Below are 22,596 nucleotides of genomic sequence, written 5' to 3'. Positions count from 1 at the left end.
GGTGATCCGCGGTGCGTGCGGATGCGGCTGATGGACGAGCGCAGAACGAAAGCGGCCGCACGGTCTCTCACCGGACACACCGAACACGGGCTGCGGACAGGTGCACACAGCGGTCGGATGATGCCGTCGGCGCCCCATTCATCGGGCGCGGCCCGCGCATGACACACGGCACACGTGATGGTGCCGGGATACGCGAAGGCGGAAAGACGACGTGCGGCTGCGCTACGTCAGTTTCAGGGCGCGGAGTAGGAACTCATGACGGACCCCTTGAAATGAAGGGTGTTCGCCCGATCGCCGACCGGCCCACTGCTCTTTGGCCGGCGCCACGCGACACCGGCTCCATTACATGCATTCGACAGGCACCTGTCAACACGGATGATCACGCGTCTTCGGCGATCGGTGCTCCTCCGCCGCGTTGAACGGCCAACCGGCTACCGGCGGGCGCTACTTGCTGCTGCCACGCCGGTGGCGAACGGCCCCGAAGACTGCCGCCGCCGCGGCCACAAGGGCGACTCCGACGAGGGTCACCGTCACGGGACCGGTGCCGGCCGCGGCCGTACGGGTCTGCGCATCCTCCGTGTGCGCGGGCGCCGTCGAGGAGGGGCGCTGTTGCACGGCGGGGGCGGGCGGTGCGGGGGCGGCCGCCACGGTGATGTCCGCCTCGTCCCGTCCGAGTGCCGGGTGGCCCGCCTCCACGGCGACCTTCCAGGTGCCGGGTGGCAGCGCTTCGGCCGTGGTGTAGGAGTTCGGGTGGGCGGGGTCGCGGACGAGCATCCAAGGCCCGGCGGTACGGGAGCCGTCGGCGCTCACGGCGTTGACGGTGGCGGCGACCCGCTCGGTGACGGGGTCCTCGTCGTTCTCCCACGTGACCACCGCGGTCACATGGCCGGCCTGCTGGCCCTTGATGTCGACCGCCAGGGTGCCGCCGTGTGCCCATGCTCCTCCCGTGCCGAGGGCGGTCAGTGCGAAGGCCGCCACGGCGGTGAGCAGGGCGGGTCGGAGCGCTGTGCGCATGGTCGTCGTCCTCCGGTGGGGCGAAATCGGTGGGGCCGACGGGCGGTTGGGACCGCCCGTCGGCCGTGGTGGTGGCAGAAGCCGACGGGTCAGGAGGCCTTCTGAAGCGTCCAGACCTGCGCGGGGCCGCCCACCGCGTGCTGCAGCTCGATCAGCCAGGACCCGTAGTAGGGGCGGTTGCTGACGGCGAGCACATAGCCGCTCGAACCGGCGCTGACGGTCACGCCGTTGCCGCTCGCGGCGATCCTCCACTGCTGCGCGGCGGTGTTCCCGCAGGGCTGCTGGGAGACCCACGTGCCGGCGCCGGCCGTACCGCCGAGCTGCAGGCACTTCCCGGACACGACCGAACGGACGCGGCTGTAGCCGTTGCCCGCGTCGTCGAAGTACCACTGCTGCTGGGCGTACCCGTTGCGCTGGGAGCCGACGAGGACGGTGCCGTCGGCGGTCCTGCCGCCCCAGATCTCAGCCGCCGTTCCGGTCGGGCCGTTGGTGAGCAGGTAGCGCGTGTTCGGCGTGGTGGTACCGCCGCCGCTGCCGGAGGTACGGAAGGCCGTCGCCCTGCCCGGCCCACTGTCCCGGCCGGACTTGTCCCGTACGGAGACGGCGAGCGTGTAGCTCGTGCCCGGCTTGAGGTTGTACACGCGGGCGGTGTTCGTCTGCACCCAGCCCAGGGGCTTTCCGTCCAGGAAGAGCTGGTACCAGACGGCAGTGTCGACGGCCTTCCAGCTGGCCACGGCGGAGTCGGACGCGACCTGTCCGACGGTGACGTCGGGCGCCGTCGTGGAGCCGCCCGTGGGAGTCGGCGTCGGCTTCGGGTCGGGCTGCGTGGTGCCCTTCGTACCCATCAGGAACTGGTTGTCGGCGATGTTCCAGTGGGTGGCGAGGTAGCTGCCGGGCTTCGGGTTCGTGTGGAAGTAGTCGTCGTGGTTGCAGTCCAGCCGGTTCTCGTACGCGCCGTCCTGACAGATCGAGCGCATCTTGGGGTAGTACGGCGTGTCCGAGTAGCACATCACGTCCCACTCGTCGGTGCAGTGGGCCCCCAGGCTGGTGTTGGGCGCGCTGTTGTTGACCGCGCCCAGGTTGTGGCCCAGTTCATGTGCGGCGGTGTGCCCACCCCAGCAGCCGGTGTCGGTACGCCCGTAGGAGGGACCGAAGTTGCTGAGGTTGCTCTGGCCGGGCCGCTCGTCGCCCGCGAACGTCCCGATGCCGCAGTAGACCTGCGTGTCCGCGAAGATCATGTACTTGCGGTCGCGACGGTCCAGGCCCTTGGTGGCGAGCGCTTGATTCGTGGCACTGAACTCGCCCAGGGACGAGGCCGGGAGCTCGATGTTGAGCACGGTGGGCAGGCAGTCGGAGCCGGTCACATAGCGGATGTGCCGCACGCCGCCGGTGTCCTTGGCGCTCTCCGAGAAGATGAGGTCGGCGTCGGAGGACCACTTGCGGAAGGACGCCAGGTACTCGGCGTACCTGTCCCTTCCGGGCGCGTGTACGTAGACCACCTGGACGCGGTTGCCGGTGCTGCCGTCCCCGTCGCACTGCACGGTCTGTCCGGCCGGGCCGTTGGCGCCCGTCGTCCTGGGGGCACTGGAACCCGCGGCGGCGGGCGGCCCGCCGGCCTTCGGGGCGGCGGCGTCGAGCCGAGGCGTGGTGCGGGGCAGTTCGCGGTCGGACGGCTTCGTGGCGCCCGGCTTGGTCGGGTCGGCCGCCGGCGCGGTCGATTTTACGGCCGGCGGCGTGTCCTTCTTGATGTCGACGCCCTTGGGCGGCGCGTCCGGGCCGTGGGTGCAGTGGCCGTCGGTGGTGCGGTACACCCCGGCGCACGGATCCCCCGCGGGCGCCGGTGACAGGCCCTTGTAGACAATTCCCCGGTTGGGCTCGCTCTTGGGCGTCTTGCTCAGCGGCTTGGGGTCCTTCTCCCGGGTGGGCTCGGCGGCCGGTTCGGGAGCGACGGCCGGCGTTCCGGCCGGCTGGGCCAGGGAGACCGGGCGGTCCGTGTCGGTTGCCGGTCGGGTGACCTCGTAGGCCACGCCTCCCAGCACGGCCATGGCCGCGACCGCGGCCGTGCCGAATATGAGTCCGCGGGATGTGCGGCGCTGTGACGTGAGTCTTCGACGTCCGGGCAAGTGGCACCTCTTCCTTGGTCAAGGGACGGTGCGCGGAAGCCTGCCAGAACGAATGGAGGGAAAATTCAGGCATAGAGGGTCTAATGAATAAGTACGTTCCGTTACCTTGCGGTTCAAACTGACGACAGATCAATTTGCTTTAGACGCAAGCCAGTTGCGTTCTGGTCGTCGCATTGGTCTAGCCCTTTTTAAGGTTTCCGTGATCTGATCGAGATCTATAAATTCCTTATTTGACTCGCTGTCAGTGGAATCCCTCACTCCAAGGAATTCGCGAGATTACGCATGGTGCGCCGACTGAAAGGGTTTCCTTGAGGTCGCATAAGTGGGCCTATGGCTCGGCCGTCCGGGCGGTACTAGAGGCCGGTGAACGACCGGAAACCGAGCAGGTCGCAGAGCGCCAGCAGACCGAGGGCCACTCCGCTGGCCAGCAGGGGAAGGGCCAGGATGAGGAGGACGCCAGTCCGGCGACGAGCTTGCGACGGTATGGCTCCGCATCCGGCAGGCGCCCGGGTCGCGCGGATCGTAAGTGATCCCCTCCTCGTCGCGGCCCCCGTTCACACCCCGGTAGGCGCGCGGTACGCCGTCGGCGTCGGTGAACAGGTAGACGTACGGCGTGTCGGCGTCCCCCGGTCGAAGGAGCCGGAGTTCTTCCGGTGCCCCTCCACCGTGATCCCCCGGGGCCGGGAACTCGAATCCCTCCCGCTCCGGCAGCGCCTCGCGCAGCACGGCGACGAAGCGTTCCACGGCGGCCGGGCTGCGGGAAGCAACCACTCGTCTCGGCCGCGTCGCTTTCCGGGCCGGTCGGGACGGCGGCGAGCCTGCGTCCGTTGCGGCCGCGCACCTCCACCCGCTCGATCGCCGCCACGCGTATGCGCCGGAGCTCCCTCCTCGACTCCAGCAGCAACTCACCCGAGCGCAGCGGGAGCGCTGCCCGAAGCGTCCGTGAAGTACGAGCGCAGACGAGGCGGTTGAGGTCACCTGCCACCCTGGAGACCACCTTGACCGGCTTCCACCGCCCGAAGTCGTCCGGCGGCCCGCGCGGAACCGGGGCGACAGCCGGTCCGCCGGTCAGCCGTTCAGTGAGCTCATCAGCTCGGGGGCGTACCGGTCGCCCGAGGCCACGCCGTGCGGGGCCACCGCGTCGATGGCGGCGAGGTCCGCGTCGTTGATCGTCACCGCGGTGGCGGCGATGTTCTCCTCCAGGTAGCGGCGGCGCTTGGTGCCCGGGATGGGCACCGCGCCCTGGTGGAGGGTCCAGGCCAGGGCGAGCTGTGAGGGCGTGACACCCTTCTCGGCGGCGAGACGGCGCACCTGGTCGACGACGGCCAGGTTGCGGTGGAAGTTCTCACCCTGGAAACGGGGGTCGGTGCGGCGGAAGTCGTCGGCGGCGAAGTCGTCCGGGCTGGTGATGGCACCGGAGAGGAATCCCCGCCCGAGCGGGGAGTAGGCGACGAGCCCGATGCCGAGCTCGCGCAGGGTGTCGAGGACGCCGTCCTGCTCGATGCCGCGCTCGAAGAGGCTGTATTCGGTCTGTACGGCGGCCAGCGGGTGGACGGCGTGTGCGCGGGCGATGGTCGAGGGCGCGACCTCGCACAGGCCGATGTGGCGGACCTTGCCCGCGGCGATGAGCTCGGCCATGGCGCCCACGCTCTCCTCGACAGGCACGTTCGGATCGATGCGGTGCAGGTAGTAGAGGTCGATGTGGTCGGTGCCCAGGTGGCGCAGGGAACGGTCGACCGAGCGGCGGATGTACTCGGGTGTCGCGTTGTGGCCGAGAAAGGCACCGTCGTCGGTGAACTCGATTCCGGTCTTCGTGGCGATCACTGCGGCTTCGCGGCGGCCGGCCAGCGCCTTGCCGAGAAGCTGTTCGTTGCGGAAGGGGCCGTAGCCCTCGGCCGTGTCGAGAAGCGTGACGCCCAGCTCCAGGGCGCGGTCGATGGTGGCGAGGGACTCGGTCTCGTCGGTGGCTCCGTAGTGGGCGCTCATGCCCATGAGGCCGAGCCCTTCGGCGCCGACCTTCAACCCCTGGCCGCCGAGCGTGCGGATCTCCATCGTCGTATCCATGGTGGTGCCCTTCGTTAGGTAACTAACTGGATATATAGAGAGTGCGCCAAGGTCGCGGCAGATGTCAATAACCAGATAGTTACTTGCTACGCTTCGAACATGGCACGGGATTCCAGCGCGACCAAGGCCCGGCTGCTCGACGCGGCCTTCTCCGAGTTCGCGACGTACGGCATCGCCGGTGCGCGAGTCGACCGCATCGCCGAGGCCGCGCAGGCGAACAAGCGGCTCATCTACGTCTATTACGGCAACAAGGAGCAGCTCTTCGACGCCGTGCTCCAGCGGGCCCTGGAGACGGGCTCGGAGTCCGTACCGTTCGACGCCGACGACCTGCCCGGCTACGCGGGCGCCGTCTTCGACCACCTCGTCGAGCGGCCCTCGCTGATGCGTCTGGTGCTGTGGAAGCAGCTGGAGCGTCCGGGGTCCACGGACGTGGAGGCGGCGTCCTACCAGGGCAAGCTCGCGGCTGTGCGGCAGGCGCAGGAAGCGGGCCGGATCGACGCCGGGCTGGACGCGGCCGATGTGCTGACGCTGGTGATGGGCCTGTCGCAGGCCTGGTTCGGCGCGGTGGGCGGTCCGGCGGCGGGCGAGACGGGCGCCGGCTGGGCGCCGGCGCGTCTGGCCCGGCACCGGGCCGCGGTGGTGGAGTCCGTGCGCCGAGCCGTCACGCCGCCCGGGGATGGGGCTTGAGGACAGAGCCAGTCACCGGTTCTCGACATCGCGTCCGGAATTTTTTGGCTCGCGCGGTGGCCCTACTGTGTGATCCATGACACAGATCGCCGGACGGTCCCGTACCCGCAGCCCGCGCCGGCTCGGATACGTGAGCGCCGGGGCGGTGTTCGCCATCGGCATGGCCGGTACGACGCTGCCCACCCCGTTGTACGGGCTCTACCGGCAGGAGCTGGGATTCTCGGAGCTGGTGGTGACGCTGGTCTTCGCCGCCTACGCGGTCGGCGTGATCCTCACCCTCCTGCTGGCAGGGGGTTACTCCGACGACGTGGGGCGCCGCCCGGTCCTGTTCTACGCGCTGGGGCTCGGCGCCCTCAGCGCGCTCTGCTTCCTTCTGGAGGGCGGGCTGCCGCTGCTGTTCGGGGGCCGGGTGCTGTCGGGGTTCTCGGCGGGACTGCTCAGCGGGGCGGGGACGGTCACCGTTCTGGAGCTCGCCCCGCCGGAACGCAAGGCGCGCGCCGCTCTTGTCGCGACCGCCGCCAACATGGGCGGGCTCGGCTGCGGCCCGTTGCTCGCCGGTCTGCTGGCCGAGTACGCCCCCGAGCCGCTCACCCTGCCCTTCCTCACCCATCTGGCCCTGCTGGCGGTGGCGTGTGCTGTCGTCCTGCTGCTGCCCGAGACCGTCGAAGACCCCCGGCGCCTGGCCCCGCTGCGGCCACGGGGCCTGTCCGTCCCGGCGTCCGTCCGGGGGGTCTTCGTGCCGTGCGCGCTGGCCGCCTTCGCCGGGTTCGCCCTGCTCGGCCTGTTCACCTCGCTCGCGCCCAGCTTTCTGGGCGAGACCCTGGGCGTCGACAACCACGCGGTGGTGGGGCTCGTGGTCTTCTCGGTGTTCTTCGCATCGACCGTGGGCCAGTGGCTGGCCGGCCGCGTGCCGGTGTCGAGGGCGCTCCCGCTCGGCTGTCTCATCCTGGTGGTCGGCCTGCTGTTGGTCGCCGCGTCGCTGTGGACCGAGCTGCTGGTACTGCTCCTGGCCGGTGCGGTGGGTGGGGGCCTGGGGCAGGGGGTGGCGTTCCGGGCAGCGCTCAGCGCCGTGAGCGACGCGGCACCGGCCGCACACCGGGGCGCCACGGTCTCCTCGTTCTTCGTCGTCGCCTACACCGGCATCTCGCTGCCCGTCGTGGGCGTCGGCGCCCTGACCCTGTGGCTGGGGCTGGTGGGCGCCGGGCTGACGTTCAGTGCGTGCGCGATTCTCGTGACCGCCGCCACGGGCCTGTACCTGTTGCGCCACCGGCTCCCCGCCTCCTGAACGGGCGGTCCGGCAGCGCCCCGACCTGGGGTGGCGATGTCCGGATGTGACACAAGCCCGTCATTGCGGTCGCACGGGCCCGGGGCGAACGATGGGGCCATGCCCGAGATCAAGCACCGCGTCGTGATCGCGGTCTTCCCCGACGTCGATCTGCTGGACGTGACGGGGCCGGCCGAGGTCTTCGCGCTGGCCAACCGAGAGTCCGGCGGCCGTGCCCGCTACCAGGTCCGCCTGGCCGGCCCCGGGACGGCGGGGGAGGCGGTGGCCACCTCCGCGGGGGTGCGGCTGGTCACCGATCTCGGCTTCGCCGACGTCGGCGCCGCGGTGGACACCCTCCTCGTGCCCGGCGCGGTGGACACGTACGCCGACGGGCCCCGTCCCCGGATCGACCAGGACGTCGTGGACTGGATCAAGAACACCGCGCCGCACGCGCGGCGGATCGCCTCCGTGTGCGTGGGTGCGCACCTGCTGGCGGCGGCCGGTCTGCTGGACGGCAGGGCCGCGACCACGCACTGGTCCACAGCCGACCGGCTCGCCGCCGACCACCCCGAGGTCACCGTCGATGCCGACCCGATCTTCATCCGCTCGGGCCGGGTGTGGACCGGAGCGGGCATCAGCGCCTGCCTGGACCTGGCCCTCGCCCTGGTCGCCGAGGACCACGGCGAGGACCTCGCGCTCACGGTCGCCCGGCACCTGGTCGTCTACCTCAAACGGCAGGGCGGCCAGAGTCAGTTCAGCGTTCCGATCAGCCGCCCGCCGACGACCCGACGGGACATCGACGAGCTGCGCCTGTACATCGCCGACCACCTCGACGCGGACCTGTCCGCGGGCGCGCTGGCGGAGCGCATGTGCCTGAGCGAACGGCACTTCGCCCGCGTCTTCACCCAGGAGACCGGGGCCACACCCGCCGCGTACGTCGAGGCCCTGCGCGTCGAGGCCGCCCGCCGCCTGCTGGAGACCACCGACCAGCCCCTGGAGCTCGTCGCGCGGGCCACGGGGCTCCGCTCGGTGGAAACCCTGCACCGCGCCTTCCGGCGGCAGATCGCCACGAGCCCCGCCACCTATCGGCGCCGCTTCCGCACCACTACGGCCTGACCAGTCAACAGCCCCGGCGCGGATCACCGTCGCGCACGTCCGCGCGCCCGGCCGTGCCGGTTCCATCCCATTTCCGGAGGAAGAGACAACCATGCCCGTTTCCAGGACACTTCGCGACGTGATCGGTCTGGACAACCAGCCCCCGAAGCTCGCCGACGCCACCCTTCTGATGATCGACTTCCAGAACACCTACCGCACCGGTGTCATGGCCCTGGAGGGGGTCGAGGAGGCGCTGGCCGCCGGCGCACGTCTGCTGTCCGCCGCCCGTGCCCGGGGCGCGCACGTGGTGCACGTCATCAACGACGGCGGTGAGGGCAGCCCGTACGACATCCGCGCCGAGATCGGCGCCATCAGCCCCGAGGTCGCCCCGGTCGAGGGGGAGCGGGTGGTGGTCAAGCGGTTCCCCGACGCCTTCCACGAGACGGACCTGCAGAAGACACTGCGCGATCTGGGCGCGGGTCCGGATCTGGTGCTCGCCGGCTTCATGACGCACATGTGCGTCCTGTTCACCGCACAAGGAGCCTTCAATCTCGGCTACCGGCCCGCCGTCGTCGCCGAAGCGACCGCCACCCGCACCCTCGCCGCCCCCGATGGCACGGCCCTGCCCGCCGAGGTCCTCCAGAGCGCCGCCCTGACCACCATCGGCGATCTGTTCGGCCCCGTGGTCCCCCGCGTGCACGACCTCATCGACGGGATCGACGACACCGAGCAGGAGGCGAACGCCGACGCGCTGTGACCGGCGCGTACCTGTGCGCTAGTCGGCGCTAGTCGGCGGCCGGGGCTCCGGACGTCTTCTGCAGAACGCCGATCTTGTCGATGCGGTGTTCGGGGTTGCCCTGGGCGTCGCTCCAGAAGTTGCCCGCCGCGTGGTCCTCAGGTGTGGCGCAGGTCGAGATCGTGATCATGGCCCGGGTCGGTGCCACCCCCGGGTGTCCCGGCACGGCGGCGCGCTGCTCCTCGAGCGAGCGCTCCGACCGGAAGGACGTCTTGCGGGTCGCGACGATCTCGTACGTGTACACGACCTTCCCGACCGTCACGAGGACGGTGTCGCCCTTGTCCACGGACGGCAGGTCGCGCAGTGGGCCGCCTGCCGACAGGCGATGCGCGGTGACCAGGAAATTGCCCACCTGGCCGGGGCCGACTCCGCCCCGCTTCCCGTACGGGCTGGCCGCGACGCCGCGGTCCTGGATGCGGGTGCCCGGCGCGTCGTCGGTGGTGCCCTCGTACGGGACGACGCGTAGTGCGGCGATACCCGCCGAGGGTATGGAGAGCATGGACACCTGAGTCCGCGGCGAGGGGCGCGGGGAGGGTGAGGCGTCGGCTGCGGCGGACGGTTCGTGGCCGGGTGTGACGGCCGCGGTGGTCACGGGCGGGGCGGCGGGAGCCGTGGCGGGTACCGCCGCCGCCGTCGCCGGCGGCGAAGAAGCCGGCGTGCCTGCGATGGCCTCGGGCGACGCGCACGCCGCCAGCAGGACGGTCATGGCTCCGGCCAGTACGGCGGATGCGGCGCGGTGCGGTGAGAGCAGATGCATGGGCGTGATCCGTGTCGATCGGCCGGGTCGTGCGGCAGGTGGAGGACCCGGTCCACCCCGCCAGAGTGACATACGGAGCAAGAAGGCCATAAGGGGTCAGGGCTGTGACCTTTCCCCCTGGCGCGAACCCGGCGGGCGTGGTAAACCGCTCGCCGAGCGGCGGCGCGCGGCCGTTCTGTCGGGCGGCGGTGATCAACGTGTAGGTGGAGGCCGAAACCGCATACGGACCGCCGTCCGCCCGTGTCCGGAGTTCGTCCGGCTCATCTGCTCGTCCATGCGTGGCCGGAACTTTGCGGTCGCGTTTCGGCGCCTGAGGTCCGTGTCGGGCGACGCCGTGCGCGGCTTCGCGATCCCCCGCCGGGCCGTGCGGCTCCTCGACAGTCGGCGTAGGGGAGCGGACGCCGTGCCTCGGCTGCCGCGGCGCCGGCCGAACGATTTCAGGCCCGGACTTTTCGGCCAAGGTATTCGACCTGCTGGCAACTTCCGCCCCTCTTCACGCATCTGACCACAGGCAGCATTCACCGTTTGGGAAGTGAACTTCCTTGAGCAGGGGGACAGTTGCATAGAAACGAGCACATTCGCCATCTGCGCCCAGCCGCGGCCGCCGCGTGCGCGGCCGTGGTCCTCGCCGTGGGGCCGGCCGCTCCCGCACAGGCCACCGCCGTGACGGAACGCGCGTCCGCTCCGGGCAAGAGCGCCCAGCGCACGCAGGCTCCACAGCGCATCACCCTCATCACCGCCCCGGCGGGCAGGGTCCAGTCCGTACCCGTCACCGTGCAGGGCGCGGCCGCGGGCGACAACCTCAAGTCCCTCCAGATGTACGTCTCCTGGGACGGGGCCCGCTCATGGAAGAAGGTCCCGGTGATCAACGGCAAGGTCACCGTTCGCAACCCGGCCAAGGGGAAGGCACTCTCGTTCCGCTCCGAGGTCACGGACAAGGACGGAAATGTGTCGACCGTGACCATCCACGACGCGTACTGCGGGAAGTGATCCGTCATTGAGACGCCGACGGCCCGCCGGGCCCCCGAAGGTTCCGTCGGGCCGTCGGGCCGTCGTCAAAGATTCGGCCGCGGTCAGGCCTGAGCGGCGGCAGCGGCCGCCTGCGCGGCACGCTCCTCGCCCTTGCGCTGTGCCCGCTTGGCGTACAGGGTCGTCCACACGGCGAGCGCGCCGAGAACCCCGTAGATCAGGACGGGGCTCAGAACCACCATCGTGTCCGTGCTCAGCGTGTACGCCAACGCGATGCGGACCACGGCCTCCACGCAGTAGGCCACACCCCAGACCGTCGTCATCGTGACCATGGTCGTGCGGAAGCCCTCGAACTGCCAGAGACCGTTCCACCATGCGGTGCTCTCGGCGGTGCCGTCGGTCGCGAACTTGCGGCCGAAGTAGAACATCAGCGGGCGCCGTGCCAAGAGCGTCGCCAGACACAGCAGTCCGAACAGACCGGTGATGGCGGAGTCCTTGACCAGCAACGAACGGGCCGACTGCTCGCCGACGACGGACACCACGGCGGTGACGGCGAGCAACACCAGGGTGACGATGCCGAATTCGTCGAGGCGGCGCCGCCAGGCGAAGTGGACGGCGCAGTCGAGCACCGGCCAGGCACCGCTCACCAGGAGCGCGGAGAACTCGCTCCAGCCGTGGTCGTGGAGCGCGTTGTACGTGACGATCGGAGCGACGACGTTGAGCGATATCGTCATCGCCCAGCCGAGAGCCGCGGCGCCACGGGACCGCGCCGGCGGCGCCGGGCGCTCATGGTGCTGCGTTGCCGGCGCGTCCTCTGCCCCCGGAGGGTGGGGAGCGCTTGGAGCGCCTGGAGTGTTCACGGTGTCCTGAGTGGACATGGTTCCCCCTGAAGTGCCTGGTGAATGCGGTATCGCGAACGTTATGCAGACCGGCGGCCAGGAACCAGAGGCTGGATCTCAAATGATCACCAAATTTGGCGGAGCGAAGGAGACCACGTCTCAGGGCGAATGCTCGTTCCGGCGCGGACTAGGGTTCGTTCGTGGCAGACGAGAACGAGCGGGCAGTGCAGGCGGCCATCGCGGCGGAGATGCGGCTCCTGGACCCCGGCGTGCGTGCTTCGCCGGCCCTGGTCTCGAAGCTTCTGGACCCGGAGTTCACCGAGATCGGAGCGTCGGGACGACGCTGGGACGCAACGTCGATCCTCACGGTGACGAGTGCCGGTTCAGTGGACCCGGAGTCCCCGGTGGAGGTCAGCGAGATGACGGGCGTCGTACTCGCCCCGGGCATCGTCCACCTGACGTACCTCGCCGACGACCGAGGACGCCGTGCATGGCGGAGCTCTCTGTGGCGCCTGACGGAAACGGGCTGGCGGATGTACTTCCACCAGGGCACGCCGGCGAGCTGAGGAAGCGTACTGTGCTCCGCCCGCACGGCCGTCGCTGCTCCGTGACCACCGGCCGGATCACCAAGGGGAAGGGGAGTCCCCCTAGGGTGATCCCATGTCTGCCACGTTGAGTTCCACGAGAGCCCGCGCCGCACTCCGCGTATCGGCGCGTATATCCGCCGAGTTGCTGCTGGTCCTTGTGATGACCGCGGTGGCCCTCTGGGTAGTGGGCCGTATGTGGCCCGTCGTCTGGCCGCTCATCGTCGGCCTGCTCCTCACCACCCTCACCTGGCCCCTGACCCGCTTCTTGCGCCGGCACGGATGGCGCCCGGCCCTGGCCGCTTCGGCGGTGACCCTGCTCTTCCTCCTGGTCGCCACCGGCGTGGTGGCGCTGATCGCGGTCCCGGTGGCGTCCCAGTCCGGCGAGTTGACCGACGGCGTGGTCGAAGGCATCCACAGAGTGCGCGAGTGGGCCGCCGGGCCGCCGCTCAACATCGGCGACGCCCAGATCACAGACGGACTCGACGCCGCGGTCGCCCGTATTCAGAAGAGTCTCGGCAGCATGGTCACCGCTCTCGTCACCGGGGTGAGCACCGTCGTCAACGGCGTGGTCACGGCCGTCCTGGCGCTCTTCCTGATGTTCTTCTTCCTCAAGGACGGCCCGCGGTTCCTGCCGTGGCTCACTCGCCAGCTGCCCGGTCGGCTCGCCGTCGACATTCCCGTCGTGGCCGAGCGCGGCTGGGACACCCTGAGCGCGTTCGTACGATCCCAGGCGCTCGTCGGCCTGCTCGACGCGGTCTTCATCGGCCTCGGCCTGTGGGTGTTGGACGTACCACTGGTGCTACCGCTGGCGGTGCTGACCTTCGTCTCCGCGTTCGTGCCGATCGTGGGCGCGCTGTTCGCCGGTCTGGTCGCGGTACTCATCGCGTTGGTGTCGAACGGCCTGACGGACGCGCTGATCGTTCTGGCGATCATCGTCGTCGTGCAGCAGCTCGAGGGAAACGTGTTCCAGCCCATGATCCAGAGCCGCGGGCTCGGTCTGCACGCGGCGGTGGTCCTGCTGGCGGTGACGCTGGGCGGCAGCCTGGCGGGCATCGTGGGCAGTCTGCTCGCCGTGCCGGTCGCCGCGCTGATCGCCGTGGTCTGGAACTACGTGCGCGAGCAGCTCAACGACCCGCCGAGCGAGCCGGAAGCCGACGCACCGCACACCGGTGTCTCCGTCCCGTCGTGAGGGCATGGCTGTCCCCGGCCCGTCGTGAGAGCCACGGCGTGACGCCCCGCTCTTCGTGGTCTCCGCCGCCCACGCGGTGCGCCCGGCGCCCGGCGGCCCGCCCCCGGCGTCATTCGGTCACCGTGACGACCCGGTACGCCCCGTGGCGTACGTCGGGGTCGGGATGCCGCCGCAGCCGCCGCAGCACCGACCGCCACTCCTCGGGCCACTCGAGGGCGTTGGCCGTCCCCGTCACGAGACCGACCGCCAGCAGGCCGGTCGCGGTGCCGCCGTCCCGGGCCAGCCGGTCGGCCGCGGCCAGGAGCGAGCCGGTGTCCCGCGGCAGCGGTCGATGCGCCCAGGTGGTCCACAGCCGGCCGGCGGTCTGCGTCGCGACGGTCACTCCGCCGACTTCCAGAACGTACGAGAGCTCCCGCAGGCGCCGGAGGAGTACGGTCGGCTCGGCGCTGCGGTCGATCAACCGGCTCAGCAGGTCGGCGCGTTCGGCGACCAGCAGGGGTTCCGGCGCGAGCTGCCGGGCGATCGCCTCGGACACCTCGGGCCGTGCGCCCGGGTCGGACAGCGACACCAGAGTCCGCAATCGTTGCAGCGCCGGCACGTCCCGGTCCTCCCACGCGTCGCAACCGCCCTCGGGCCCGCGCATCGCGGCCAGGAGTTCTTCCACGGCGCCGTGGAAGGCACTACCCACAGCCGCGCCGCCCACAGGGTGCGGCAGTTCGGAGACGGCCAGGTCGCGCAACGTCCACGCCGCGTACTGCCAGGGTCCGCGGCTGCCGAGATCGCAGACCGTACGGGCGAGCCGGTCGGCCAGTTCGGGGGCGTAACGGGACCACACACCCACGGCCCGCAGCGTGCCATAGCTCGCGAAGCCGTCGAGCGTCGCCAGGCACGCGTCGTACGCCGCGTCGACCACGGAGGCATACGCGCGACGGTGACCGTCGGCCAGCTCCCACGGGGTGACTTCCAGGAGGGCCCCGAGCACCGGCGGGGCGTCGTCGCCTGCGGCGTCCTCGAGGAGACGCCAGGCCTCGGCCACGCCGAGCAACGGCGGCAGGGCGCGGACGACGGCGGCCCGCACGTCCGGGTGCCGGTCGGGGGCGTGGAAGGCGCTTGCCAGCAGGACCACCGCCCGTCGCGGCGACAGGAAGCGGGCGGCGAGCCGTACGGCCTCCTTGCGGGAGGTCACCTTCGCGGGGCGCTCCCCGGTCAGCAACGGGCCGAGCAGGTCGGCGAGTTCGGACGGAGCGGTGAAGCGAGCGGCGCGCCCCGCCGCGTAGACGGCGACCCGTGCCCGGTCACCGCCGGCGTGCTCCAACAGCACCGGCAGCACGTCCCGCGGCCGGTCCGTCCAGGGCAGCGCGCCGAGGGCGGCTTCGGCGACGACCGCGTCGCCGTCGTCCTTGTGCCGCATCGCCAGCGCGCGCCCCAGCTCCGGTACGGGCGCGGCGGCCCGGATCGCGGCAGCCCGATCGTCCAGGGGAAGAGAGCCGTCCGCGACCGCCTGCCCCGCGATCCCTACCGCCGCCCGCTGCTGGCGGGGCAGCCAGCGGTGGCTCCGGGCGAGGTCAGGCAGCGGGCGCCGGGCACCCCGCACCAGGAAGCGGCCGTACGGCGGGGTGCCGTCGAGGAGCGGGTCCAGCAGATCCGTACGCCGCCGGGCCAGCACATCCCGTACGGGCGCGAGGACGACCGCCGACGGCTCGAGCGCGACGATTCCGGCCACCCGGTCGTCGCGGGTGGCCGGGGCGGCGAGCCACAGCCGCGCGGCCGCCGCGAACGTCTCGTCGTCACCGCGCTCCAGGGCCGTGACCAGCATGTCCTGCAGCTGGGGCATCGTCCGGGCACGCGGCCCCAGCGCCTCGGCCAGGCCCAGCAGCAGCCGGAAGTCGGCCCGCCCGGCCGCGGCTTCGAGCCAGGGTCGCAGTGCCTCGAACACCTGGTGTTGCTGGCCCCGGCGCAGGACCCGGTGCAGCGGGCCGAAGTCGGGTACGCCGACACGCCCGGCGATCCGCTCCAGCGTCCGCAGCGCCCAGGTGCGCAGGGCCGTTTCGCCGTCCGTGGCGTGCTCGACCAGCACGCGCTCGGCGAGCGTGCGCAGTGCGGTCCTGTTGTCGGCCGAACCGTCCCGCGCTTCAAGGGCGTCGAGGGCGATCCGGTCCAGCGGCGCGGCGTCGTCCGCGCTGAACAGTGCAGGGCGTACTGCGGCGAGCGCGTTCAGCGCGGCGGCGCGCACGGGGTCGCGCTCGTTGCGCAGGCGACCCGTCGCGGCCAGTACCTCGGTGATCGCCCCGCGGCCGCCGTCCCGGGCGGCGCACGCCACCATCAGCGGCCAGGCGAGGGCCCGGTCGTCCGCATCGGGCCGTCGGACCGCCGCGAGCAGTGCTGTCCGTGCCTCGGTGAACGGGCCATGGGCGAGGGTGTCCAGATCGTCCCACCAGGACCAGGCTTCGCCGGTGAACCCGGCCGCCGCCCGTCGCACCTCGGCCCAGCGGCGCTCCCGGGGCAGTAGGTCGAGCACGCGCAGAGCCGGCTCTCCGGGCGCCCCTCCCGCGGTGACCGTGTCCAGGAACGCCGCACGCCGGGCAGGGGCCATGGCCTTCAGCAGCGCCTCGAAATGGCCCTCGCGGTGCAGCCAGTGGCGGCCCAGCGCCGGCAGCGACGCAGGCGCTGCCCGTACGAGTCTGCGCAGCACTCCCGGTGGCGGTATCGGCTCGTAGCGCTGTTCCCTGCGGTCGGGGGAGACGATCCACCGGACCACGCGTTCGGCGTCGGCGGTGGCCAGCGCGCCGAGTCCGCTCCGCAGCAGCGCGGGCGGCAGGCTCCCGGGCCCGTACCGCTCCAGCAGCGTCAGCACCCGCTCGGGCCGCAGCGGCGAGAGTGCCGCGACCGTCGTGGCACGGGTGCGCCACCAGTCCTCCCGCTGATGTCCGGCGCGGTCGGCCAAGGCGCGTTCGGCGTGGTCCAGAACCGGGTCGGGATGCCGGCGGGCGAGGGCGGTCCAGCCGTCGACGGCGTGCGCGAGCCCCGGCAACTGCCGTGACACGAAAGGCGTGGAACAGGCCACCAGCAGCCGCGCGGCCTCGGCGTCGCCCCACTCCGCGCGCAGCCGCGTCACCAGGCGTTCGGCGAGCGCGGTACGGCCGCCGGAGGCGAGCAGGCGCGCCAGCCGGTGCCGCAGGGACGCCGGCGCGTCCTCGTACGCCGCCTCCACCGCCTCGTCCGGCACCGCCAGGACACGCGCCCCCCGCAGGGAGTACCCGGCGACGACCGGGTCGGGGTCGGCCAGCCGCTCGGCGAGGAAGGCGACGTCGCGCCCGGCGGAGGCGGCCAGCGCCGCCAGCCGCCGCTCGTACGGGCCGCCCGCGTCCAAGTCGGTGAGCAGGGCGGTCAGTTGCTCCTCGTCCGCCAGTCGGCGGGCGGTCCTCGCGGTGAGCGAGAGGCGGGCGGGGAACGGCAGAGGTTCAAGTGCGGAGAGCAACTGCTCCGCGGTGGTCGGCATCCGCCGATTGTGCCCGTGATGATCCATCCGTGCGATCGATTATCCGACCGGGCGCCGGCGGGAGGCCGGTGCGCCGGGCGGTCCGTCGGTTCAGCGGTCCGCGCATCACGCTCGCGGGCAGCGCCGGGTTGGCGGCGGCGTGCACATCCAGCTCCTCGTCGGCGTCAGCCGGCGCCGCGCCTACAGGGTGAGCGCGTCCTCAGGGTTGGCCATCCACGCCGTCACGGAGTTCTTGAGGGGCGAGACGTACAGGCCGGGAGTCGCGGCCTTGAGCGGCGTCTGCTCCAGGTCGGACTCGGTGTCCATGGTCATCGCGATCGACGTGACGGTCTTGCCCGTGCCGTCCTTGAGACCGCCCATGAGCCCGGCGTAGGCGGATTCGCCCGGCGCCAGCCTGATCGCGTCCTCGATGGCGGGGGCCTCGCCCCGCTTCTTGGCCTGCCCGTCCAGATCGCCGAACGTCACGACCGGATGGCCGAGCGCCCTGCATGCCTTGGTGCCCTTGTTGGTGATCTTCAACAGGTAGCTGCTGGTCGTGGGCTCCGCGAGGGTCGCGGTGAACTTCACGTCGAACGTGCTGCACGGGAAGACGTCGTAGTCGGGGTCGGGCGACGAGCCGTCACCGCCGCCGGACGAGCCCTTGTCCGGGGACTTCGACGGTGTCGACGGCGTCGCCGGCTTCTTCGGGCTCGTGGTCGGCTTCTTGGCGCCTGCCGCCCCGTCTTCGGTGGGCCCGCAGGCGGTGAGGGCGAGGGCCGATACGGCGGCGAGGGCGAGGGCGGCTCTGCGGACGGTGCTCATCATGTGTTCCCCCGACTGAGAAGCGCGAAGTGCGCTGGAGTGAGAACCACGGTCCCGTACAAGTTTCACAGCTTGGTGACGGTGTCTTGCCAAGTCCACAACGGTCGTGGGGCCGGCACCTCGGCCGGCGCGGCGCGCCGCTCCGCCGCTCGGTGTGTCAGCCCAGCAACCGGTGACGGAACAGGTCGAGCACCGTGTCCAGCGCGGCACGCGTGGGCTGGCCCGGCGCGTCGATGAGGTGCTCGGTCAGGACGGAGTGCGGGGCGTGTGCCGCTTCGGGGTTGGCGGTCGATCCGTCGAGTTCCACGGCGACGAATGCCTCGCCGAGCGTCCTGCGCAGGAACGCGAAGCGGTCCGCAGGGACGAGCCGGTCGCCGTGGAACCGCAGGCCCAGGACCTGCAGCCCCTCGCGCTCACAGCGTCCCCGTACGGTGGCGAGCTCGTCCGCGGAGATGTCGATACCGCCCGACCGGCGCGGTGTGACGGCCAGCGGCAGCGACGGCTGGGAGAGTACGGCGGCCAGGAGGCGCGGATCGCTGGCCATGGCGAGCGCGAAGCCGCCGGTCAGGCACATGCCGACGGCCCCGACTCCCGGCCCTCCGCAGCGCTCGTGTTCGGCGGCGGCCAGCGCCCGCAGCCAGTCCACGATCCGGGAGCTCCGCCCCGTGGCCAGTACGGTGAACTCTCGGCTCACGCACACCCGCGCGATCGACGCGCCCGCGTACAGCGCCGAACGCAGCGCACCTCGGGCGCCGGGAGCCGGGTCGCGGCCCGGTATGCCGAAGAGCACGGGAAGCACGGCCGTGCAGCCGATCGCGGCCACCCGCTCGGCGAACTCCAGGACCTTGGGCGTGATTCCCGGAATCTCCGCCAGCACGACGACGGCAGGCCCGGTACCGCGCCGCAGGATCTCGCGGGTGGCCCCCTGGTGGGTGAACGTCTCCCGTTCGAATCCGGACAGATCGTGGTCGGTCACGGGCTTCCTCTCGGCGTGGGCGAAGGAGCGACTTCGGGCGAACGAGCGTGTTCGGGCGAACCGCCCAGCGCCTGGCTGACTTTAGAACAGATCTCCGTGTGCCACCGGCCGTCCGGACGCCCACCGGCCCCCGGTTGCCAAGCCGTTCCCCCGGCGGCGGCCCGGTTCGGCGAATCATCCGGCCGTGACGGGCAATGAGGGATTCCATGACGACGGAGAGCGGTGCGGCCTCGAGACGTTCCTGGCTTGTGGTGCTGGTGCCGGCGCAGGTGACCCTGATGGTGGGCCTGGGCCTGCTGGTGACGGGTGCCCCGGCCGGCAGTCCGCTCGTGCCTGCGGAGGACGGGATCAACCGGGGATTCGTCGCCCACCGCGGCTCCTTGGCCGACGGCATTTCGGAATGGCTGTCCGTCGTGGCCAGTACGGAAGGCATCATCGGCGTGACGCTGGTCTGCATGGCCGCGCTGCTGATGCTGCCTGGCGCCCCGCGCTGGACGGAAGCCGTGTTCCTGGGCACGTCGGTCGCCGTGCAGTCGGCGGTCTTCCTCGTCGTGACGATGTTCGTGCAACGGCCCCGCCCCGAGGTGCCCCATCTGGACGGGGCGCCACCGACGTCGAGCTTCCCCTCGGGGCACGTCGGAGCGTCCGTCGCACTCTACGGAGGGCTGGCCACGCTGGCACTGACCCGCATCCGTGGTCCCTGGCGGCATGTCACGGCGGTGGCGCTGGTGCTGGTTCCCCCGGCCGTGGGGCTGTCGCGGATGTACCGGGGCATGCACCACCCCACCGATGTGGTGGGCGGCCTGATCAACGGCGCCCTGACGCTCCTCGTCGTCGGGGCCGTGTTCCTCTCAGGCCGGGGCCCGGCCGACGGCCGCGGCAGCCGGCGGCCCTCGCCGGGCACCGTTCCCGCCGCGCCCGTGGGTTCCCGTACCGGCGGCCGGGTCGTCGTGGTCCGTCATCCTCTCGCCTGCGGGGACGAACTGGCCGACCGTGTGCGCGCCGTCCTCCACGACCACGGCCGCCCGGATCAGAAGTGGACGCGAACGTCGGCCGAGCGGCCGAGCGGCGACCTGGCGGCGGAGTGCGCTCCGGCAGGGCCCGGCGCCTCGGGCGAGGGCTCCGGCCGCGTCGACCTGGTCGTCGTCTGCGGAGGGGACGGAACAGTCCGCGCGTGCGCCGATGTGGTGGCCGGTACCGGGATCCCGCTGGCCGTCGTGCCCTGCGGCACCGGGAACCTCCTCGCCCGCAATCTGGGACTCCCCTTGGATCCGGCGACCGCCCTGGCCGAGGCCCTGGCCGGAGACAGCTTCAGCATCGACGTGGGTCGGGTGCGAGGCGACGGCCTCCCGGCTACGCGGTTCACGGTCATGGCCGGCGCGGGCTTCGACGCCGCCATGGTCCGCGACGCCTCCCCGCGCCTCAAGGCCAGGCTCGGCTGGGCCGCATACGTACTGTCGGCGGCTCAGCACCTGCGAGACCCCCGCACGCGCCTGTCGGTCCAGGTGGACGGAGGCCGGCGTCACCGGCACCGGGCCCGCATGGTCGTCATCGGCAACGTGGGCGCTCTGCAAGGGGGTGTCGACCTCCTGCCCCGGGCCCGGCCCGACAGTGGGCAGTTGGAGGTCGTGCTGTTCGACCCGAAGGGAGCCTCCGGCTGGTTCGCCGCCGTCGGACACTTGACGTCCCGCCTCGTGCGCAAGGGCACCCCGAAGCGGGGGCCCGCGGCCGACTTGGGACCGGGAACGGAAGGCGACCGGTCCGCGGCCGGAGGAGCCCTGAAGTACTTCAGTGGCACCCGGATCGACATCCGCTTCGCCGCGGCGCAGCCCCGAGAAGTCGACGGCGACACCGTCATGGAGGGCTGCCGGCTGATCGCGGAGATAGAGCCGGGCGCCCTGCGGATGCAACTGCCCCGCGCTCCGGGCGCGACCACCGGGCGCACGCATGACGCACCCGGCGGTCGCGAGACCGCGAGTCTCCCGACCCCGCCGAGCCTCCCTGCCCCGCCGAACGTCCTCGCGCCCCGCGCGCTGAGGCACACACAGTCAGGATGACCATGGGCACCGCCACTCGCGTACCGCAGAGACGTGACGTCCGGGGCGAGGAACTGTCCGGCGACGAAGCGTGGGCCGCCCTGCGCCGCTACGGCGGCTGGAGCCTGGCCCGTGACTCCTTCGTACGCTTCCGCTACGCCGACGGGTTCAGCCACTCCCGCGCGCTGGCCCTGCAGACCGTGCTGTCCATCGTTCCGCTGGCCATCGCCGCCATAGGCCTGTCCAGCGTGCTCCACACCGAGGAGATCGGCCGCGTGGCCGAGATCACGATAGGCCGGATCACGAGCGGCCCCAGCCAGGAGATGGTCGACGAGGCGTTGCGCCAGAGCCGACGGCACGCGGGCGACGGCGGCCAGGCGGCCCTCTGGCTGGGCCTGCTGTTCTCCCTGGTCAACGTCACCACCAGCCTGTGCCAGGTCGAGCGCGGTGCCAACCGCATCTACGGGAACGAGCGCGACCGGCCCTTCCTGCACAAGTACTCCCGCGGGCTGGTGATGGCCGCGCTGGCGGGGTTCCCGCTGGGGCTCAGCTTCATTCTCACCGTCCTCGGCTCCGACCTGACCTATGCGTTCGCGCAGGTCTACCACCTCGGCCCGGCAACCACCCGGGCCTGGGAGATCCTGCGCTGGCCGATCGGGATCCTGCTGGCCGTGCTGGCCACCAGCGCGATCTTCCGTCTCTCGCCCCGCCGGGCCCAACCCGGTTACACCTGGCTCGCCTTCGGCGCCGTCGTCTATCTGGCGCTGTGGATCACGGCGACCTGGGGGCTGAGCCTGTACGTCGGAGTGAGCAGCTCCTTCACCAGCGTGTACGGGCCGCTCAGCGCGGTCATGTCACTGTTGCTGTGGTCCTACCTCACCTCGCTGGCGCTGTTCCTCGGTCTCGCGTTCGCCGCCCAGCTGGAGGCAACGCGAGCGGGTGTGAAGAGACCAGTCACGCGAGATCCCGGAGTCTGACCGCCCGGCCGCCGCGCAGACCGGCGCGGGCCCACTGCCCACCGCTCACCGCTCACCGAAGGAGGAGGGCGTCACCATGGCACAGCGCACCGCCCGAGCCCGAGGGCCCGTCGTCCGCGCACTCCTTGCCCGTCACGGCGGGACCGATGCGACATTCGGCATGAGGCTCGTGCTGACGGTGGCCGCCACCGCCGTGGTGGCCGTGCCCTTCGCTCTCGCTCTGGTCCTCGTGGAGTCCCAGTGGGCACCGCTGCACCGCCTCGACCGGTCCACGGCCGAGCGACTGCATCACACCGCCCTCGAACATCCGGACTTGGTGCGCCTTCTGGAGTTCCTCACCAGCTACGTGTGGGACCCGGTGCTGATGCGACTGCTGGTCGCCGTCCTGGTCGTGTGGCTGATGAAGCGCCGCGCGTGGCGGCTGGCGGCGTGGGCTGCCGTCACGGCGGTGGCCGGCGGCCTGATCGGCCTGCTGACGAAGAACGCCGTGGAGCGGGCACGCCCCCATCTGCCGGATCCGGTCTCCCACGCGCCCGGCTTCTCGTTCCCCTCCGGTCATGCCATGACGGCCACCTCGTCCTGCGCCATCCTCCTGCTGGTCCTGCTCCCTCTGGTGCCCCGCGCCTGGCGCCCGCTCCCGTGGGCGCTCGCGGTGACGGCCGTACTGGGGGTCGGGTACACCCGAGTCGCGCTCGGCGTGCACTGGGTGAGCGACGTCGTCGGCGGATGGCTGCTCGGCATCACCGTGGTCACGGCGACGACATTCGTCTTCGAGGCCTGGCGTACGGACATCGGGCGCCGGCGGACCACGGTCACGCAGGGACTGGAACCGGAGCTTTCGGCAAGCCATCACCCGGAACCGCCTCTGGAGCTGCATCACCAGCCTCAGCCCCCGGACGGCCCGCCCAACTCCTGAGGGCGGT

18 protein-coding genes are annotated in these 22,596 nt (G+C 71.6%); 10 read left to right on the top strand and 8 right to left on the bottom strand.

All coding sequences use genetic code 11. From position 1 onward, the window contains the following. Positions 1-444: 444 nt before the first annotated feature. The 3 genes from ACZ5VC_RS27335 to ACZ5VC_RS27325 all read right to left on the bottom strand — a co-directional run bounded on the left by ACZ5VC_RS27335 (position 445) and on the right by ACZ5VC_RS27325 (position 5,189). Positions 445-1,014 (bottom strand): hypothetical protein, encoded by a 570-nt coding sequence (locus tag ACZ5VC_RS27335; RefSeq protein WP_469122651.1) that lies wholly within the window; start codon positions 1,012-1,014, stop codon positions 445-447. Between the two features lie 89 nt (positions 1,015-1,103). After that, positions 1,104-3,059, bottom strand: a complete 1,956-nt coding sequence (locus ACZ5VC_RS27330; RefSeq protein WP_469122650.1) for an RICIN domain-containing protein — start codon at positions 3,057-3,059, stop codon at positions 1,104-1,106. Between the two features lie 1,146 nt (positions 3,060-4,205). Continuing rightward, the gene (locus tag ACZ5VC_RS27325) at positions 4,206-5,189 is read right to left on the bottom strand and encodes an aldo/keto reductase (protein WP_469122727.1); all 984 of its coding nucleotides are present in this window, start codon (positions 5,187-5,189) and stop codon (positions 4,206-4,208) included. Positions 5,190-5,300: 111 nt separating this feature from the next. On the opposite strand from ACZ5VC_RS27325, the gene ACZ5VC_RS27320 reads away from it, so the two are divergent. The 4 genes from ACZ5VC_RS27320 to ACZ5VC_RS27305 all read left to right on the top strand — a co-directional run bounded on the left by ACZ5VC_RS27320 (position 5,301) and on the right by ACZ5VC_RS27305 (position 9,004). Then, positions 5,301-5,888, top strand: a complete 588-nt coding sequence (locus ACZ5VC_RS27320) for a TetR/AcrR family transcriptional regulator (protein WP_469122649.1) — start codon at positions 5,301-5,303, stop codon at positions 5,886-5,888. A gap of 76 nt (positions 5,889-5,964) precedes the next feature. Further along, on the top strand, positions 5,965-7,173 hold the full coding sequence (locus ACZ5VC_RS27315) for an MFS transporter (protein ID WP_469122648.1): 1,209 nt from the start codon (positions 5,965-5,967) through the stop codon (positions 7,171-7,173). Positions 7,174-7,272: 99 nt separating this feature from the next. Continuing rightward, complete coding sequence (locus tag ACZ5VC_RS27310) at positions 7,273-8,268, top strand: GlxA family transcriptional regulator (RefSeq protein ID WP_469122647.1); 996 nt, start codon at positions 7,273-7,275, stop codon at positions 8,266-8,268. 91 nt (positions 8,269-8,359) lie between these two features. Further along, positions 8,360-9,004: a cysteine hydrolase family protein gene (locus tag ACZ5VC_RS27305; RefSeq protein WP_469122646.1), complete on the top strand. Its 645-nt coding sequence runs from the start codon at positions 8,360-8,362 to the stop codon at positions 9,002-9,004. Between the two features lie 28 nt (positions 9,005-9,032). On the opposite strand, the gene ACZ5VC_RS27300 is transcribed toward ACZ5VC_RS27305, so the two are convergent. Further along, on the bottom strand, positions 9,033-9,800 hold the full coding sequence (locus ACZ5VC_RS27300) for a class E sortase (RefSeq protein WP_469122645.1): 768 nt from the start codon (positions 9,798-9,800) through the stop codon (positions 9,033-9,035). Positions 9,801-10,358: 558 nt separating this feature from the next. On the opposite strand from ACZ5VC_RS27300, the gene ACZ5VC_RS27295 reads away from it, so the two are divergent. Next, positions 10,359-10,790 (top strand): hypothetical protein, encoded by a 432-nt coding sequence (locus ACZ5VC_RS27295; protein WP_469122644.1) that lies wholly within the window; start codon positions 10,359-10,361, stop codon positions 10,788-10,790. Positions 10,791-10,873: 83 nt separating this feature from the next. Here ACZ5VC_RS27295 and ACZ5VC_RS27290 read toward each other — a convergent pair whose 3' ends face one another. After that, positions 10,874-11,503: a VC0807 family protein gene (locus ACZ5VC_RS27290; RefSeq protein WP_469122643.1), complete on the bottom strand. Its 630-nt coding sequence runs from the start codon at positions 11,501-11,503 to the stop codon at positions 10,874-10,876. 329 nt (positions 11,504-11,832) lie between these two features. Here ACZ5VC_RS27290 and ACZ5VC_RS27285 point away from each other — a divergent pair, with 329 nt between their 5' ends. Together ACZ5VC_RS27285 and ACZ5VC_RS27280 are read left to right on the top strand one after the other, a co-directional pair. After that, positions 11,833-12,174, top strand: a complete 342-nt coding sequence (locus tag ACZ5VC_RS27285; RefSeq protein WP_469122726.1) for a nuclear transport factor 2 family protein — start codon at positions 11,833-11,835, stop codon at positions 12,172-12,174. Positions 12,175-12,268: 94 nt separating this feature from the next. Beyond that, the gene (locus ACZ5VC_RS27280; RefSeq protein ID WP_469122642.1) at positions 12,269-13,384 is read left to right on the top strand and encodes an AI-2E family transporter; all 1,116 of its coding nucleotides are present in this window, start codon (positions 12,269-12,271) and stop codon (positions 13,382-13,384) included. A 109-nt stretch (positions 13,385-13,493) separates the two neighbouring features. Here ACZ5VC_RS27280 and ACZ5VC_RS27275 read toward each other — a convergent pair whose 3' ends face one another. The 3 genes from ACZ5VC_RS27275 to ACZ5VC_RS27265 form a co-directional block, all read right to left on the bottom strand. Then, a complete protein-coding gene (locus ACZ5VC_RS27275; protein ID WP_469122641.1) occupies positions 13,494-16,883 on the bottom strand; it encodes a hypothetical protein in 3,390 nt (1,129 codons plus the stop codon). Positions 16,884-17,063: 180 nt separating this feature from the next. Further along, positions 17,064-17,684 carry a DUF4232 domain-containing protein gene (locus ACZ5VC_RS27270; RefSeq protein WP_469122640.1) on the bottom strand — a complete coding sequence of 207 codons (621 nt, stop codon included), beginning with the start codon at positions 17,682-17,684 and terminating at the stop codon, positions 17,064-17,066. 157 nt (positions 17,685-17,841) lie between these two features. After that, positions 17,842-18,660, bottom strand: coding sequence for a dienelactone hydrolase family protein (locus ACZ5VC_RS27265; protein WP_469122639.1), 819 nt, complete (start codon positions 18,658-18,660; stop codon positions 17,842-17,844). A 206-nt stretch (positions 18,661-18,866) separates the two neighbouring features. Between ACZ5VC_RS27265 and ACZ5VC_RS27260 the strand changes: the two genes are divergently transcribed. From ACZ5VC_RS27260 to ACZ5VC_RS27250, 3 genes are all read left to right on the top strand, one after another. Further along, positions 18,867-20,717 carry a bifunctional phosphatase PAP2/diacylglycerol kinase family protein gene (locus ACZ5VC_RS27260; protein WP_469122638.1) on the top strand — a complete coding sequence of 617 codons (1,851 nt, stop codon included), beginning with the start codon at positions 18,867-18,869 and terminating at the stop codon, positions 20,715-20,717. Positions 20,718-20,719: 2 nt separating this feature from the next. Continuing rightward, complete coding sequence (locus ACZ5VC_RS27255) at positions 20,720-21,673, top strand: YihY/virulence factor BrkB family protein (protein WP_469122637.1); 954 nt, start codon at positions 20,720-20,722, stop codon at positions 21,671-21,673. Between the two features lie 76 nt (positions 21,674-21,749). Continuing rightward, positions 21,750-22,589, top strand: coding sequence for a phosphatase PAP2 family protein (locus ACZ5VC_RS27250; RefSeq protein ID WP_469122636.1), 840 nt, complete (start codon positions 21,750-21,752; stop codon positions 22,587-22,589). Positions 22,590-22,596: the final 7 nt, after the last annotated feature.

This window comes from Streptomyces sp. NPDC033174, assembly GCF_055577795.1.
The sequence above is the reverse complement of the archived record's forward strand: the minus strand, read 5'-3'. Positions and strand labels throughout refer to the sequence as shown.

What these genes read in the sequence shown, in the direction of transcription:
- ACZ5VC_RS27335 (WP_469122651.1), bottom strand. Translation starts at nt 1,014, where the DNA reads ATGCGCACAGCGCTCCGACCCGCCCTGCTCACCGCCGTGGCGGCCTTC.
- ACZ5VC_RS27330 (WP_469122650.1), bottom strand. Translation starts at nt 3,059, where the DNA reads ATGGCCGTGCTGGGAGGCGTGGCCTACGAGGTCACCCGACCGGCAACC.
- ACZ5VC_RS27325 (WP_469122727.1), bottom strand. Translation starts at nt 5,189, where the DNA reads ATGGAGATCCGCACGCTCGGCGGCCAGGGGTTGAAGGTCGGCGCCGAA.
- ACZ5VC_RS27320 (WP_469122649.1), top strand. Translation starts at nt 5,301, where the DNA reads ATGGCACGGGATTCCAGCGCGACCAAGGCCCGGCTGCTCGACGCGGCC.
- ACZ5VC_RS27315 (WP_469122648.1), top strand. Translation starts at nt 5,965, where the DNA reads ATGACACAGATCGCCGGACGGTCCCGTACCCGCAGCCCGCGCCGGCTC.
- ACZ5VC_RS27310 (WP_469122647.1), top strand. Translation starts at nt 7,273, where the DNA reads ATGCCCGAGATCAAGCACCGCGTCGTGATCGCGGTCTTCCCCGACGTC.
- ACZ5VC_RS27305 (WP_469122646.1), top strand. Translation starts at nt 8,360, where the DNA reads ATGCCCGTTTCCAGGACACTTCGCGACGTGATCGGTCTGGACAACCAG.
- ACZ5VC_RS27300 (WP_469122645.1), bottom strand. Translation starts at nt 9,800, where the DNA reads ATGCATCTGCTCTCACCGCACCGCGCCGCATCCGCCGTACTGGCCGGA.
- ACZ5VC_RS27290 (WP_469122643.1), bottom strand. Translation starts at nt 11,503, where the DNA reads ATGACGATATCGCTCAACGTCGTCGCTCCGATCGTCACGTACAACGCG.
- ACZ5VC_RS27280 (WP_469122642.1), top strand. Translation starts at nt 12,269, where the DNA reads ATGTCTGCCACGTTGAGTTCCACGAGAGCCCGCGCCGCACTCCGCGTA.
- ACZ5VC_RS27275 (WP_469122641.1), bottom strand. Translation starts at nt 16,883, where the DNA reads ATGCCGACCACCGCGGAGCAGTTGCTCTCCGCACTTGAACCTCTGCCG.
- ACZ5VC_RS27270 (WP_469122640.1), bottom strand. Translation starts at nt 17,684, where the DNA reads ATGAGCACCGTCCGCAGAGCCGCCCTCGCCCTCGCCGCCGTATCGGCC.
- ACZ5VC_RS27260 (WP_469122638.1), top strand. Translation starts at nt 18,867, where the DNA reads ATGACGACGGAGAGCGGTGCGGCCTCGAGACGTTCCTGGCTTGTGGTG.
- ACZ5VC_RS27255 (WP_469122637.1), top strand. Translation starts at nt 20,720, where the DNA reads ATGGGCACCGCCACTCGCGTACCGCAGAGACGTGACGTCCGGGGCGAG.
- ACZ5VC_RS27250 (WP_469122636.1), top strand. Translation starts at nt 21,750, where the DNA reads ATGGCACAGCGCACCGCCCGAGCCCGAGGGCCCGTCGTCCGCGCACTC.